This is a genomic window from Rhodocyclus purpureus (assembly GCF_016653115.1).
GTDB lineage: Bacteria > Pseudomonadota > Gammaproteobacteria > Burkholderiales > Rhodocyclaceae > Rhodocyclus > Rhodocyclus purpureus.
Genome location: NZ_NHRX01000030.1, coordinates 25,820 through 39,520, shown reverse-complemented (window position 1 = coordinate 39,520; position 13,701 = coordinate 25,820). Strand labels below are relative to the sequence as shown.

Here is a 13,701-nt window from a genome sequence, read left to right as displayed (position 1 = left end):
CTACTCCGTCCGGGTGGCCACGGACGGCACCGAAGACGGCGGACCCGTCCCCTCCGTGGTGGCAGCCTCTGCGATCGCCGGAGCAGGCAGATCCCGCCATTTGCCCACCCGCATCAACTTGTTGCGCAAGCCTGGCAGTTCGAAGCGAAGTTCATAGGCGCGATGGGCAGACTGCAGGGCTCGCTCGTAGTCACCCATCTGGAAATATGCCAGGCCAATGTTGTAGTGAAGGCCTGCGTTCTCCCCAGCAAGTTGCAGAGCCGACTCCAGCTTGGCCACCGCTTGCTGCGCCCTGCCTCTGCTCAACAGATAAAAACCGTGCAATATCTTGACGTTGGCGTCGTCGGGGCGGAATCGCTCCCCCCGCTCGAACCAGCAGGCCACGGTGTAATCGGACCCAAGCGGACGATCCACCTTTTCCTTCTGCGCCAGCTTCATCATCGCCATCAAGCCTCTGGGATGGTTTGGGAAGACCCGCAGCAGGTAATTCAGGTCGCCTCCCGGCGTGATCGACGAGTGGCCACCGCGCAGGCTCTCGACCTTGGGCGTGAAGTGCGCACTTTCGACCAGCACCCGGCCGGCTTGGCCTTCCGTCCTGTAGTCCTTAGGCCCGTAGTGATTCGCCAAGCTGCCGCACTCTTGATAGGCGTCTTGATAGGCGACTTGAGCGAAGGTCACGGCCGGGAGCCCTGACGTCAGCAAGACGGACAACAAGAAACGAAGCATCGTCGGACTCCCGGTTGCCTTGATCACCCGTCGCGCTGCCAGAAGTTGCCGGCGCGGAGGGTTGATCATGCGTGAACCAAACATCATATTCCGTTTAGCATGTCGCGCTACCGATGTCAAAAGAATTTTTGCGGCGCTGCTGCCCACGGATGGGCAGGAACGGAGTCAGCGCGCACGGGATTTGAGGCGGCCTCCGCCTGAGCATTAGACTACAATGCAGTTTGCGATTAGCATATGCAGCAGTGCTTTTTTGCGTTGGGCGCGCGCTCCGCCCGGCGAACGGCATGGGTTGTTCGGGGCTGTCGAGTTCGGGAAAAGGGCTGGCGGCAGACCTGAGAGATAGCGATCGTCACCTGGGGTGAGGCCATGAACAACGGCAGCCTGGTCTGGGAGCATTTTCCCGCCGCAAAGCTGGAAGAAGATCGCGACCTGCAGAGCGAGTGGAATCGCTTGAACGCGAGCGGAAGCAACCTGCCGTTCCTGGACGTGGCGGTGATGCGCAACGCGCTCGTGACCTTCGGCGATGGTTGCGAACGTCTGTTCGTGGGGCGTCTTGACCAGCGCGCCCTGGCGATGTTGATCGCCAGACCCGTCGGGAGATTCCGCTGGCAGACGTTTCAGCCTTCGCAACTGCCCTTGGGCGCCATGGTCGTCGCCAAGGAGACCTGCCCGGAAGTCTTGCTCGACGGCCTGGTGATGAGCGGCCCGGATCTCAAGCTGGTCTTCTCGCTGACCCAGCTCGATCCCGTCCTCGTCGCACGAACGCCCGATACGGCGCGGACGTTCAGCGCCGACTACATCGAGACGGCCTGGATCGATATCGCCGGTGACTTCGACGCTTACTGGAATGCGCGCGGCAAGAATTTGCGCCACAACCTGCGCAAGCAGAAAAAGAAATTGGACGCCGAGGGCATTGTCGTCACGACGAGGGAAATCACCGCTGCGGAAGACATGAGCAGCGCCATTGCACGCTACGGAGCCATGGAAGTCTCGGGTTGGAAGGCTCTGTCGGGTACGGCCGTACATCCGGAAAACCCCCAGGGACGCTTTTACGAAAGACTCCTGGAAGATGCCGCGGGCAAGGGTGAAGCCGTGGTCTATGAATATCTTCTAAACGACCAAGCCGTGGCATCGAATCTTTGTCTCGTTCGCGGCAAGACGATGACCATCCTGAAGACCGCCTACGATGAGCGGGCTCATGCGTATTCACCGGCGTTCCTGCTCATGCAGGAAATGCTCCAACTGTTGCACGCCGAAGGGAAAGTGAGAACCATCGAATTCTATGGTCGTGTCATGGAGTGGCACACGCGCTGGACGGAGGAAAAGCGTACGCTCTATCACATTACCTGCTATCGCTGGCCAATCCTGAAAGTCATCGCCGCCGCAATGAGGAGGAAAAAAGTGGCAGCCGCGAAATTGCCCGCTCATCTTGCTTGACAGAAGCGCGCAGATCTTCTCCGTTCACGCGCAGGGAAGCCTAATGTTTCATTCTTCGTCGCGGAATATTAGCAGTTCATGCAAGGTGCCCGTATGGTGAGCCTGCGTAGCGCTTTCTTTCTTTCGTTGCTCGAAAGGTCGGCTCTCGTTGCGCTATCGCTCGGCAGCAGCGTCATACTTGCGCGCCTGCTCAAGCCGGAAGAAATCGGCATCTACTCAGTCAGTCTGGCAGTCTTGGCCGTTGCCCAGGTTCTGCGCGACTTTGGTGTTGGCAACTTCCTGATCCAGGAAAGCGACCTGACTGAAGCGCACATAAATACTGCATACGGCGTGTCACTGATCGTCGGCATCGTATTGTTTCTGTTGGTCTGGTTGCTCGCTCCCTATGCCGCCGATTTCTATAGCGAAGCGGCGATGGTCGAGACCATACGCATCAGTTCTCTGAACTTCATTTTGCTGCCTTTTTGCACGATTTCGCTCGCACTGCTGAGGCGAGACATGTCCTACGACCGCCTGGTCAGCGTGAATCTGGCCTCGGCTTTTGGCGGATTTTTGGTCAGCGTCGGACTCGCCCACCTCGACTGCGGACCGAACAGCATGGCGATTGGCGCAGTCTTCGGGAATGTCATCACTGGATTGGGGGCGTGGTTAGTGAGACCGGATCGCGAATTGATCCGACCGACACTTACGGAATGGAGAAAGATCGTCAACTTCGGCGGGCAAAGTTCGCTTGCCAATGTGGTGACAGCCATCTCGATGAACGCGAATGACCTTGTCGTTGGCAAGGTGCTTGGCTTCCATTCGGTCGCGATTTTCAGTCGCGCCCAGGGAGTCATGAATATTTTTCATCGTGACATCTTGAGCGCCGTGCGTAACGTCGCCTTTCCGGCATTTGCCGATTTTCATCGACAGGGACTGGCACCCGAGCTGACGCATGCCCGATTTATAGTGCTGCTGACTGCATTTGCATGGCCTTTTTACGGACTCGTCTCGCTCTATGCGCTAGAGGTCGTCAGGTTCATGTTTGGCGGGCAATGGGACGAGGCTGTCTCCCTGGTGCCTATTTTTTGCTTGGCAGGTGCGCTGTTCGCCGTCAACTCCCTGATTCCTCAGCTGTTGATCGCCGTGGGCAAGATTCATATTGTCACTCGTGCGGAGGTTGTGCTGCAACCGCTGCGCTTCTTCATGATAGCCGCTGCCGCATATTTTTATCGTTCCGTTGAGGCTTGTGCAGTCGCGTACCTGATTTCAAGCATGATTGCGCTTCCGGTGTTTACGTGGGCGCTGGCGAGAGTTTTCCCTGCTCATGTCCTGGATTTCATTTCCGGATTGTTGCCGAGCTTTTTAGTCGCCGTAGTGACCTTGGTTCCGGTCTCGGTGCATGTTTATTTTTCCGGTTTTTCAAGGGGTGTTCCGATCGATTTTTCAGAGATACTGCTGGCGTCGGGTATTAGCGCTGCAGTCTGGGTCTTCTCGCTGCTTTGGTTGAATCATCCACTGAGCGAGGAGCCTATGTTCTTGCGGGTCGTAACACGTTTTTCCTTGGCGGGTAATAGAAGATTCTGAAATTTGATATCGTAATCTTTCCGTTCAAGGTTGGTCACTGGAGTCAGCTTTCCTTGCTCTCGATCTTGTAGAGTCATCTTGGTTGATGTCGTTATTTTGAGTGGCGTTTCGAGCAGTCGAGGGACACAGCTTTTGGCAAGCGGATTTCGGAAGTGGAAGTGCTGGTCCTTGAGAAAATTACAACGTGAAAATTTATGGATGATAGGGTTTTTCTGTGCCAGGATCAAAGCGTAGCCAGCTTGAAGTTTGGGTGAAAAATTTTTGGTGTCGCCAGGTTTCTGGGGAAAAGGGATGTTATTTTATAGGGCATTGCTGGAGTGCTAAATGAAATCTTTTATTAAAAGATTGGCTCGCATGAGTGCTGACGGGTTGTATGTGGCGTACTTGAGGGGGCTGAATCCGGAAAAGCCTTATCCTTTGAGAATGTGGGTCGATAAAAGAAAGATGTTTGGCGTTTTTAAATCAGCCAGAGACCCGCTATTCAATAAGTTGAGTTCCGAAGTCTGTGCTGGCTCCAATGTTGAATTTCTTCCGTATGGGGCTGTGCAAGAAAACGATGTAATCGGTGAGTGGACGATGAGTAAGGCTGTGATGAAGTTCCTGCTGGAAAAAATGCTTGAAGAGAAGCCCCGGGTCATAATGGAGTGCGGTTCCGGATTGAGCTCGATTTTGCTGGCGCATTATGCGTCAATCGCCTCTGCGGATGGTTTTGAGGTGCTGGTCGTGAGTTTGGAGCAAGATAAAGAAGAGGTTGGTAGGAACATGAGTCGATTACGGTCGATCGGGCTTGAAAGTTACGTGAAAATAATACATGCGCCGACAGACGCTGAAGGAAATTACCTTCTGGATGCAAAGGCGATACTTTCAGCCACGCGCAACAGTAAGGTTGACTGCTTGATCATTGATGGTCCATCCGGGCCGGAAGGCTGTCGAATCAGTACGCTCCCATTTTTGTCCGAGTACTGCAGCAGAAATGCGCGATGGTATCTCGACGATGCACTACGTGATGGTGAGTTGAACGCGCTAGTCATGTGGGCGGGCCTGAGTGGTTGTTCTGTGGAGGGGATTTATCCCTTTAGTAAGGGGCTTGCAGTGGGAAGAATGAATTGTTTGGTCGGTCGGCCTTCTGGGTCTTAGTCAAATGAAAGTAGCGCTTCTGTGCTCGGGCTTGGGCAATATATATCGGGGTCACGAAATATTTGCCCGTGACCTCTTTGAACTGGTGGGCGGGTCGGTCGAAATGACTTTGTTCAAAGGTGCGGGAGAGCCAGCCCCAGGAGAGGTCGTTGTCGCCAATGTTCAGCGCACGTCCGCGTCACTGGATCACATCCACGTGGTCGCATCCCCCAAGTGGGAGAGCGCAGTCAAGGAGCAAGAGCGATTGCGGATCGAGACCGCAACGTTCTCCCACGCTGCTTTGAAGCATCTTCTGGAGGGAGAGTTCGACATCATCCACTGCCTGGAGCGGGAAGTGTGTGATTTCGTTTTCGGCGAACGCCACCTCTTCAGGAAGACCCCGAAGGTGCTCTTCTCGAATGGCGGCGCCATTCCATGCGCGGAACTGCCGCGTTGCGATTTCGTCCAGGAACACACTCCGCATAATCTGCAGCGCAGCGCCAGGCACAAGGCCTTCCTGATTCCGCATGGCGTGGACCTCAGCCGATTCAATCCTGGGGTCGAGTCGTCGTTCCGTGAAAGACACGGAATACCGGAGGATGCGTTCGTCGTCATCAGTGTCGGCACGATCTGTTACTGGCACAAGCGCATGGACTATGTGATCAGGGAAGTGGCGGAACTGAACGATGCATACCTGCTGATCGTCGGCCAGGAGTGTTCCGATACGCCGGCGATCAAGGAGTTGGGCAGGCGCCTGATGGGGGAAAGGATCATTTTCGCCAAGCTGCCTCATGAGGAGCTTCCCCAGGCCTACGCCGCGGCAGATGTGTTCGCACTCGGGTCGCTGGCCGAAACCTTCGGTCTCGTCTACATCGAAGCCATGGCGATGGGGCTGCCGGTGATCAGCACCAACAACGTCAATCAGCGGGAAATCATCAAGGAAGGCATTTTCATCGACATGAGCAAGGCGGGGGCGCTCAGTACTTGTTTGCGCAACGTCGATCGGTCGGCGTTGCTTGCGCTCGGTGCGAGAGGCCGAAGACATGTCGAGGAAAATTACGACATGCAAGTGTTGAAGCAGCTATATATCGAGAAGTATCGGCAAATTGCCTTGGCCCCGGTCAGTCTTCCCGAATATTCATTCAAGCACAGGGTGCTGGCCAATGTGCGCGCCTCGATGCGCAAGATTTCCCGGATGCTGTTTGCCTGAGGTGATCCAGCCCGGGATTCATGGTACCTGGAGTCAATATGCTTACGGTCCTGATGGCAACGCACAACGGTGCGACGACGCTACCGAGAGTCCTGAACTCTTATTGCCAATTGGTCGAGCCCGCGGGAGGTTGGCGCCTGGTCGTCGTCGATAATGTGAGCGTCGACGCAACGGGGGAGATTCTGGCTGGCTTTGCCGGGAGTCTGCCAATTACGCCCGTGCGGATTGAAAAGCGCGGCAAAAATGTCGCACTCAATGTCGGTCTGGATCTGGTTGATGGCGACTTGGTCGTGTTCACCGATGACGATGCGATTGTGGATCGGCAATGGCTTGTCCGGCTGCGTCAGGTCGCCGACCAGCAAGCGGATTTCGACGTTTTTGGCGGACGAATCGACCCTGTGTGGCCCGATCGATTGCCCGAGTGGATCCCCCGTGTAGTCAACCTGGGGGCTACCTATGCCATCACGCCAAGGGGACTGAGGTCCGGCCCGGTCAGTGCAAGTCAGGTCTGGGGCGCGAACATGGCGATTCGGACCAGCGTTTTTTTGCGTGGTCATCGTTTCAATGAAGCCGTAGGGCCCAGCACCGGACAGTATATGATGGGTAGCGAACTGGAATTGACATGCCGCATCGAACGCCTCGGGCACAAGGCGTGGTTTGTCGAAGATGCGCAGGTGGGCCACATCATCCGCAGTCATCAACTCGACCGGCAATGGATCATAAAGCGGGCCTATCGGCTCGGCAGGCACATGTTCCATCAGGAGATCGACAGTATTCCACGGGACGTGAAGATGCTTCGCGGTGCTCCTCGCTGGAAATACAGGGAGCTCATTGCGGCGTTAGGCAACTCGCTACGCTGCGCGCTTGCACGAGACGATGACGGCAAGTTTCTGGCCGATTGGCAGCTTTCGTTTCTCAGAGGGTATCTTGCAGAGGCCGGAACTTCAACGCAAGCCCGCAGCCACGGTGCGCTCGTTCGCTAGTCCGCTGCTCCGCCGCTGTTTCCGAGTTCCGGTCAGAAGAGCATGCCTTCCTGGCGCATCCTGCCCGTCCTTTTTCTGGTAATGGCGTTCAGCTTTTCGTGCGCATGGTGCTTGTTGCTGCCGGGAAACATGAAAGACTTCGCACAGAGTCTGGTGGCGGTTTTCGCGTCGAACATTTTGTTCTGGCAGAAAAGCGGCTACTTCGATGCTGCAGCAGAGTTGAAGCCGCTGCTGCACACGTGGAGTCTGGCGGTGGAGGAGCAATATTATGTCCTCTTTCCGCTGTTCATCATTCTCGCGTGGCGCTTCTGGCGGCGCTGGATCGTGGTCCTGACGACGGTGCTTTCTGCCGGCTGGGGAGCGTTATCCGGGCTTTCGCGAAAAGTGCCCGCAGGTGAACGAGAAGGGGGGCATTCTCGTCTGGGGGGATTCGCATGCGGCAGCGCTGGCAAATGGAATCCTGCAGTTGCGGACGGACCTCGTTCAGTTCACGGCGAACAGTTGCCCGCCGGTAGCGGAGCTGGACGTGGCATGGCGGGCCGGCTGCCGTGAGATCGGCGAGCACGTCCTCGGCGAGATACGCCGTCTGCAGCCGCGTGACGTGGTCCTGCACGCCTATTGGACTTTGTACGAGGACCCGGCGCTACTGGACAAGCTGAAAAGAACGGTCGAGCACATCCGCTCCGCCGTGCCAGCCTCGCGCATCACTATCGTCGGCTCGGTTCCGCGGTGGAAACCCAGTCTGCCCGAGTATCTGGTTCGCGAAAGGATCCGCCTGGATGCTGAGCTCTATATCCGGAACAGTGCTTCGGATGAGTTGCTCGGCCTCGACGACTCGTTGAAGACGCTTTCAGAGCAGAGCCTGGTCAGGTTCTTTTCGCCGTTCGCTGCGCTGTGCGTCGGGCGCTCCTGCCGGGCCGGCGTCGAACACCATGGAGTGATCATGCCGACCGCGTGGGACTACGGGCATTTGACCGAAGGGGGCGCATGGTTGGTGGCGAAAGCACTCAGCGAATAGGGGGAGGCCATGCCGCTCCGCCGTCGTTCGCGCACGCGCGCGTGGCGCTGGCTAGGAGCGGGGAGCCCATTTTTTGACGAGGAGGGCGAGCAGGTAGGCAAGGGCGCGCCAGCGGCGAGGGTCATGGCGTACGGCTTGCAGGAAGGCATGCAGGGCAAGCTGGGGCGAGCCGTGCCGGTATTGGGAATAACCGAAGTCGAAGGCAAGCTTGGCCAGGCGGCCACTGACTTGCCTGGCTGTTACCGCCGTGCCGCCAGGGGATGACAATCCCCATCTCGCCAGCGCATCCGCAAGTACCTTGTATTCAAAATTCTCCCGTTTCGGTGTGTTCGACAGGCTTCCCGGCACGGTATTCCGGTAGAAGGAATAGATCTCGTTCAGCATGTGGATCTGGCACGTCTGCGAAACCCGCAGCCAGTAGTCGTAGTCTTCCCCGGTGACCAGGCCGGTGCGGAAAAGCCCGACTTGCGCGACGACTTCGCGTCTGATCATGACCGAGGAGGTGTGTATGATGCAGCCCTTGAGCAACAGGATGTGGTAGATCCAGCCCGTCCGTCGTGCCTCGGTCTCCGTCAGACCGCTCCTGTCCGGCCGCTGTAACTCCGGATATTCGCCTCCGGCATCCGGTCTCCAGTCATACCACTCGTGGAATACCACACCCGCCTCGGGATGACGTCTGAGATAGGCAAGTTGTGCGTCGAGCTTGCCTGGAAACCAGCCGTCGTCGGCATCGAGAAAACAGATGAGGTCGCCGCTGGCATTGCGCAGCCCCGTATTCCTGGCCGCGGCGACGCCGCTATTGGCCTGGCTGATGATCGTGACCTGGGGGGCCTCCGTGCGGACCAGAGCCACGGTCCGGTCGACCGATCCGTCGTCGATCAGCAGTATCTCGAGCGGTGAATAGTTCTGCGCAATCACGCTGCGTACTGCCTGCAGCACATATTTTTCGGCATTGTAGGCGGGGATGATGACGGAGATCATGGGGGAGACGCCAGGATCTCCGAAGCTTGCGGCAGCCTTGTGCTGAGCGTTCATTTCACCCTCATTTCCGGCTTCGGAAAAACGGCCTCGACTGCGACTTTGCCGAGTGCCAGGAGGTTTTCTCGTCGCTTGCCGTAGCGTGCGGAGAGGATGTGTTTTTTCGCAGCCTCCAGTGGTTGCCGACGCTGCCTGCTGCGGTAGCCCCAATCGAAGAGGACCTCGGCAAGGCGCTTTTCGACCAGGGCGATCTGCCCTCGGCTCAAGTCCGGGTAGTCCAGCATGGCGCGATACGCCTTGATGAGATCCGGCGCATTTTCGGCCGCAGAGCCGGCGCTTGCGAAGGAGAGGTTGGCCTCGTGCAACTGATAGCGAATTTGCGCTGTCTCCAGGCTGGCAAACCTTCGTTGTCGTGACAGACGGACCCAGTATTCGTAGTCCTCGGCGATCCTCAGGTCCTCGTTCATCAATACCTTTTCAGGGCCGCAGCGCATGGCGACGGTCGAGAGGTTGAAGTAGCAGCCGTATTCCAGGAGGTGTGTGAAGAAGTCCTCGCTGAACACCCGGATCCAGTCCTGGACATGGCTGACCGGTGCCATGTCCAGTTTCCTCCGGTAGTTGGGGCCCATGTAGTCGACGGCATGGCCGTCCTGTTCGTAGTGGGCGCCGCCGAAGACGACCGCGACTTCCGGGAACTCAGCGAACACGCGGGCACAGGCGGCCAAGTGTCCAGGTAGATAGCGATCGTCGGAATCGAGGAAGGCGATCGCTTCGCCGCTCGCCGCAAGCAGCCCGCTGTTGCGCGCGCCGGCGGGCCCCTTGCTGCGCCGGTTGTGCAGCACACGAATACGCTGATCCTGGCAACTGTCCGCCAGCCAGGCCACGGTTCCATCATTCGATCCATCGTCGACAATGATCAATTCGAGATCGACGTCTTCCTGGCTCAGCGCAGAGTCGATGGCGGCACCGATCTGGTGGCGACGGTTGTAGGTCGGGATGATCACTGAGAATTTCATTGGCTCGATTCCTTGGCGAATATTGCCGCTGGCTCGTTCAGCGGAAAGCGCGGGGGCGTTGCCCCCCCACGTTCAGCAACATCCTGAGCCCGAATCTCCACTTGTTGCGGTCCCAGGGGGTGAAGCGGGGTAATTCGTAGAGGGAGGATTCGGCATGACAGGCTCCGGGCTGGGTGGTCACGGCGGCGTCGAAGCCCAGCGAACGGACCATGTCCACGTGGGTACGCCGGTAGTCGGCGTCAGTCTTTCCGTTCGGGTAGGCGAACAGGCCTATCCTTTCGCCGAGGATGGTCTGTAGGGCATCGCGGCTTGCGCTGATTTCCTCTCGTGCTTTTTTAGCGTCCGTGACTGCCAGGATCGGGTGGCTCACCGTATGCGCTCCGATCCCCATTCCGGATTGCCGCAGGGCCTTCACTTGTCGGGTGCTCAGCATAAGGTCGTCGGGCAGGACCACCCGTGCGGAGCGCGCGATGCTGGCGACAGCCGCTTCCCTCTCGCGCGGTGCCAGGTGCTTGATGGCGGGGATCAACTTGTGCAGCGTCGATCGCTTCTCCGCCAGCGTACCCACGGGCAGATCATCCAACATGAGCGCTTGCGCATCGATGAAGGCTTGTTCCGTCCGTCGCACCGATTCGATGAGCGTGTCGTTCCACATGCGCCCGCCATCGAGAAAGCCGGTAGCGACAAAAATTGTCGCGTGCAGCCCGTGTCTCTTCAGGATCGGCAGGGCTTGGGTGAAGTTGTCTGCGTAGCCGTCGTCGAAGGTGATTGCCGCTGCGCGTGCGGGAAGTTCGTCCCGGGGAAGTCGCTGGATGGCTTGATCCAGCGGGATGATGTTGAACCATGACTTCAACCAGCCGAGGATTTCGTCGAAGCGTCGGCAGTCGGGTTCCTCCGGAAAGAGGCGGTCCGGGCGTGCATGAACGCGATGGAAAATGAGGATCGACAGGCGAGCCTTGCGGCCACCAGGCGATGCGAGCGAAAACGCTGTCCTCAGCAGCATTCGACTAATCCTTCCTGGCGGCGCCGGCAGGCGTCGGCACAAGCGATGCAGTCGCAGGCGGTTTTTTCTTGCTCAGACCGACATATTCGAGGATGCCCATCTTGGGGTCTCGCTCCCAGCCGCGGGTTTCAAGCCATCTTCTGGCAAGTACGACAACGACGATGAGGCTGTAAGGAAGGTCGTAGTAGGCAAGGCTCAGGAATGCGCCGCCCACTGCGTAGCCGACCATGCTGACCTGGACCATCGCGCCAAGATCTTCGACCCATTTGGCTTGGGGAGTGCCCTGCGCATTTTTCTGAAGCCAGCGCGCGCTGCGCCAGGTGCTCATTCCGATAGCCAGAAAGAGGAGCAGCCCGAAGAAGCCATGATTGCCGAGGACCTGGAAATAGATGCTGTGGGCAGCGATAACGTTGGCATTGTAGGTGCCGTACAGGGTGAAAAAACTCTGGTACTGATAGCTCATGCCGGCGCCGAACAAATGGTGCAGTGCGACTTCACGTGCTACGATCCAGCCGTTCAGACGACCAATTGCCGACAAATCCTCCTGGTAGGAGTGGATCGTCGACATGCGTTCCCACCATGCGTCGGGCATGAGCGGCAGAAAGGCGACGATCAGGATCAGGACGATTCCCAACCACAGTTTCTGGTCGTTCCGGATCCAGAGCATGGCCCCCATCGCGGCAATCGCGAGAAACGCCCCACGGGAATACGAGCCGATGGCGGCAACCGCGCAGAGGAGTATCGTTGCGGTCAGGAGGTGTTTGAGCCATCGTTGTACTGCTTGTAGTTGAAGAAATCGCAGCAAGGGGATGACCATGATCAAGGCCAATGCAAACTCGTTGTTGCCTTCGACAAACGAGCCAGGAGGTCCCCAGACTCGATGCGAGCCACCCGTAAGCAGGGTAAAGATCCCACCCTTGAGGCCGATGAGTGCGAGCGAACCCGCGGTCACCGCGACGAAGCTGATGATGTGGATCCGATTCCAGAGGAGGCTCAGGGCGACCAGGTTCATCAGCGACATCTTCATGAAGCGTGACCAGAGCTCGAAGTCGCTGGCCGGGTCTTGTCCAAGGACCCAGGACAGGTTCACCCAGATGATGAACGCCATCAACCACGCAACAGGGGGACCCTGGAATGGGGATTGCTTCTCCTGGCTCAACAGCAAGCCGATCATGGTCGCGATGGCAGCCACGGCGGCAAGTGGGGCCGAATAGGCCAGACCCCAGGCAAATCGGTGGGGGTTCATGATGCTCAACCAGGTCCACAGCATCACCCCGATCCACGGACGGCGCAGTGCAGCCATGGCCAGAACCGCCACGATGGCGATGATAAGCAGGTCACGCATGTCGGTCCCCTGCATGGTTTTTGAGGCCCGACGCCGACATCGCGAGCGACTGGCGGGCGGGGGGCGCGAAGCGGGGGCGCAGATTCATCTTCAGCCCTACCGGCTTGCTCGCGCGGACGCTGTTATCTCCCTGAACAGTTCGACTTGTCGTTGAGTCGTTTCCGTCCAGTCGAAGCCTTCGGCGTAGCGTCGAACTTGCGCTCGTTCCGGCAGATCGGCGAGCAATTTCCTGACGGCGTCGGCAATGCTCGGGGCTGCGCGTTCGGGGACGAGGCGGCCGGCGACAGCAGTCCGTACCACTTCTTGTGTTCCGGAGACCGCCGTTGCCACCACCGGGGTGCCGCAGGCCATGGCCTCGAGCAAGACGTTGGCCCAGCCTTCACGGCTAGAGCAGAGGAGCAGCGCGTCGGCCGCGCTGTACCACCAGCGCAGTTCGTCGTGGCTCACCTCGCCGGCGAAGCGTACCCTGGCGCTTAGCCCGAGACGACCCGCCAAGTCTCGTAGCGCTGTGCGTTCAGGGCCGGCGCCGGCGATGACGAGGCTGACCGTCGTCGGCAGACTGGTCAGTGCCTCGATGGCGATATGATGCCCTTTCAGTTCGACCAGGTGTCCGACTGAGAGGAGCAGTGTCTGATCGGGTAGACCGAGTTTCCTGCGCGCCAGCGCTTTTTCCTCCGGCCTGAATCGCTCCAGGTCGACACCATTGCGCAGCACGTGCAGCTTGGCCGGATCGGCCCCCAGTTCTTCCAGACGGTCCATCAACGCCTTGCAGACGCCGATCGAGGCATGCGCGTTGGCGGCGGTCTGCAGGATGAGCCTGCGCGGGTGGGGATAGCGCGCTATCAGGTTGAGATCGCTGCCGCGCGCGGTGACGACGAAGGGCTTGCCGAGCTTGCGCGCAAGTATCGATGCAGCGACGCCGTCGGGGTAGTAATAATGCGCATCGATGAGGTCGAAATCGAAGCCGTCCTCGATCATGCGTCTGGCGGTCGGCAGTGCGCCGATCGCCAATGTCCGCGGGGCGATGTTCATTCCGACCTTGGGCGGCAGGAAATAGCGGGGGTGGTGGACCTCGATGTCGCCATGCAGTTCGCGACAGGGCGTCGCCGCGAATGTCGCGTACTCGCCGAAGCGTCGCGCGCGCGAAGGAAACCAGGGCACTGGCGCGATCACACGGGTTTCGACTTCGCCGCTCTTCAGCAACTCGCGCAAGCGCGTTTCAACGAAGATGCCGTGCAAGGGCCTGACCACGCTGGGGTACAGCGTCGAGAAGAGCAGGGTACGGATGGGGGGGCTCATGTGC

12 protein-coding genes are annotated in these 13,701 nt (G+C 58.6%); 6 read left to right on the top strand and 6 right to left on the bottom strand.

What is annotated here, in order from left to right; genetic code table 11:
• A complete protein-coding gene (locus CCR84_RS16780; protein WP_207186234.1) occupies window positions 1-678 on the bottom strand; it encodes a tetratricopeptide repeat protein in 678 nt (225 codons plus the stop codon).
• A gap of 414 nt (window positions 679-1,092) precedes the next feature.
• On the opposite strand from CCR84_RS16780, the gene CCR84_RS05790 reads away from it, so the two are divergent.
• The 6 genes from CCR84_RS05790 (at window position 1,093) to CCR84_RS05760 (ending at window position 8,056) form a co-directional block, all read left to right on the top strand.
• Window positions 1,093-2,163: a GNAT family N-acetyltransferase gene (locus CCR84_RS05790; protein WP_201210489.1), complete on the top strand. Its 1,071-nt coding sequence runs from the start codon at window positions 1,093-1,095 to the stop codon at window positions 2,161-2,163.
• Window positions 2,164-2,241: 78 nt separating this feature from the next.
• The gene (locus CCR84_RS05785; protein WP_207186233.1) at window positions 2,242-3,729 is read left to right on the top strand and encodes a lipopolysaccharide biosynthesis protein; all 1,488 of its coding nucleotides are present in this window, start codon (window positions 2,242-2,244) and stop codon (window positions 3,727-3,729) included.
• A gap of 324 nt (window positions 3,730-4,053) precedes the next feature.
• Entirely contained in the window at window positions 4,054-4,866 is an 813-nt protein-coding gene (locus CCR84_RS05780; RefSeq protein ID WP_201210487.1) for a class I SAM-dependent methyltransferase, read from the top strand.
• 4 nt (window positions 4,867-4,870) lie between these two features.
• On the top strand, window positions 4,871-6,055 hold the full coding sequence (locus CCR84_RS05775; protein ID WP_201210486.1) for a glycosyltransferase family 4 protein: 1,185 nt from the start codon (window positions 4,871-4,873) through the stop codon (window positions 6,053-6,055).
• 38 nt (window positions 6,056-6,093) lie between these two features.
• Window positions 6,094-7,038, top strand: a complete 945-nt coding sequence (locus CCR84_RS05770) for a glycosyltransferase family 2 protein (RefSeq protein WP_201210485.1) — start codon at window positions 6,094-6,096, stop codon at window positions 7,036-7,038.
• A 394-nt stretch (window positions 7,039-7,432) separates the two neighbouring features.
• The gene (locus CCR84_RS05760; RefSeq protein WP_338052572.1) at window positions 7,433-8,056 is read left to right on the top strand and encodes an SGNH hydrolase domain-containing protein; all 624 of its coding nucleotides are present in this window, start codon (window positions 7,433-7,435) and stop codon (window positions 8,054-8,056) included.
• A 51-nt stretch (window positions 8,057-8,107) separates the two neighbouring features.
• Here CCR84_RS05760 and CCR84_RS05755 read toward each other — a convergent pair whose 3' ends face one another.
• The 5 genes from CCR84_RS05755 to CCR84_RS05735 all read right to left on the bottom strand — a co-directional run bounded on the left by CCR84_RS05755 (window position 8,108) and on the right by CCR84_RS05735 (window position 13,697).
• Window positions 8,108-9,091 (bottom strand): glycosyltransferase family 2 protein, encoded by a 984-nt coding sequence (locus tag CCR84_RS05755; protein WP_201210482.1) that lies wholly within the window; start codon window positions 9,089-9,091, stop codon window positions 8,108-8,110.
• On the bottom strand, window positions 9,088-10,050 hold the full coding sequence (locus CCR84_RS05750) for a glycosyltransferase family 2 protein (protein ID WP_201210480.1): 963 nt from the start codon (window positions 10,048-10,050) through the stop codon (window positions 9,088-9,090). Before CCR84_RS05750 ends, CCR84_RS05755 begins: the two co-directional genes overlap by 4 nt.
• 37 nt (window positions 10,051-10,087) lie before the next feature.
• Window positions 10,088-11,053 carry a polysaccharide deacetylase family protein gene (locus tag CCR84_RS05745; protein ID WP_201210478.1) on the bottom strand — a complete coding sequence of 322 codons (966 nt, stop codon included), beginning with the start codon at window positions 11,051-11,053 and terminating at the stop codon, window positions 10,088-10,090.
• Window positions 11,054-11,057: 4 nt separating this feature from the next.
• Entirely contained in the window at window positions 11,058-12,398 is a 1,341-nt protein-coding gene (locus CCR84_RS05740; RefSeq protein ID WP_201210475.1) for a putative O-glycosylation ligase, exosortase A system-associated, read from the bottom strand.
• Window positions 12,399-12,494: 96 nt separating this feature from the next.
• Window positions 12,495-13,697, bottom strand: a complete 1,203-nt coding sequence (locus tag CCR84_RS05735) for a glycosyltransferase family 4 protein (RefSeq protein WP_201210473.1) — start codon at window positions 13,695-13,697, stop codon at window positions 12,495-12,497.
• Window positions 13,698-13,701: the final 4 nt, after the last annotated feature.

Excerpts from the sequence above, each read along its gene's own strand:
- CCR84_RS05790 (WP_201210489.1), top strand. The coding sequence starts at position 1,093 with ATGAACAACGGCAGCCTGGTCTGGGAGCATTTTCCCGCCGCAAAGCTG.
- CCR84_RS05785 (WP_207186233.1), top strand. The coding sequence starts at position 2,242 with ATGCAAGGTGCCCGTATGGTGAGCCTGCGTAGCGCTTTCTTTCTTTCG.
- CCR84_RS05780 (WP_201210487.1), top strand. The coding sequence starts at position 4,054 with ATGAAATCTTTTATTAAAAGATTGGCTCGCATGAGTGCTGACGGGTTG.
- CCR84_RS05775 (WP_201210486.1), top strand. The coding sequence starts at position 4,871 with ATGAAAGTAGCGCTTCTGTGCTCGGGCTTGGGCAATATATATCGGGGT.
- CCR84_RS05770 (WP_201210485.1), top strand. The coding sequence starts at position 6,094 with ATGCTTACGGTCCTGATGGCAACGCACAACGGTGCGACGACGCTACCG.
- CCR84_RS05755 (WP_201210482.1), bottom strand. The coding sequence starts at position 9,091 with ATGAACGCTCAGCACAAGGCTGCCGCAAGCTTCGGAGATCCTGGCGTC.
- CCR84_RS05750 (WP_201210480.1), bottom strand. The coding sequence starts at position 10,050 with ATGAAATTCTCAGTGATCATCCCGACCTACAACCGTCGCCACCAGATC.
- CCR84_RS05745 (WP_201210478.1), bottom strand. The coding sequence starts at position 11,053 with ATGCTGCTGAGGACAGCGTTTTCGCTCGCATCGCCTGGTGGCCGCAAG.
- CCR84_RS05740 (WP_201210475.1), bottom strand. The coding sequence starts at position 12,398 with ATGCGTGACCTGCTTATCATCGCCATCGTGGCGGTTCTGGCCATGGCT.
- CCR84_RS05735 (WP_201210473.1), bottom strand. The coding sequence starts at position 13,697 with ATGAGCCCCCCCATCCGTACCCTGCTCTTCTCGACGCTGTACCCCAGC.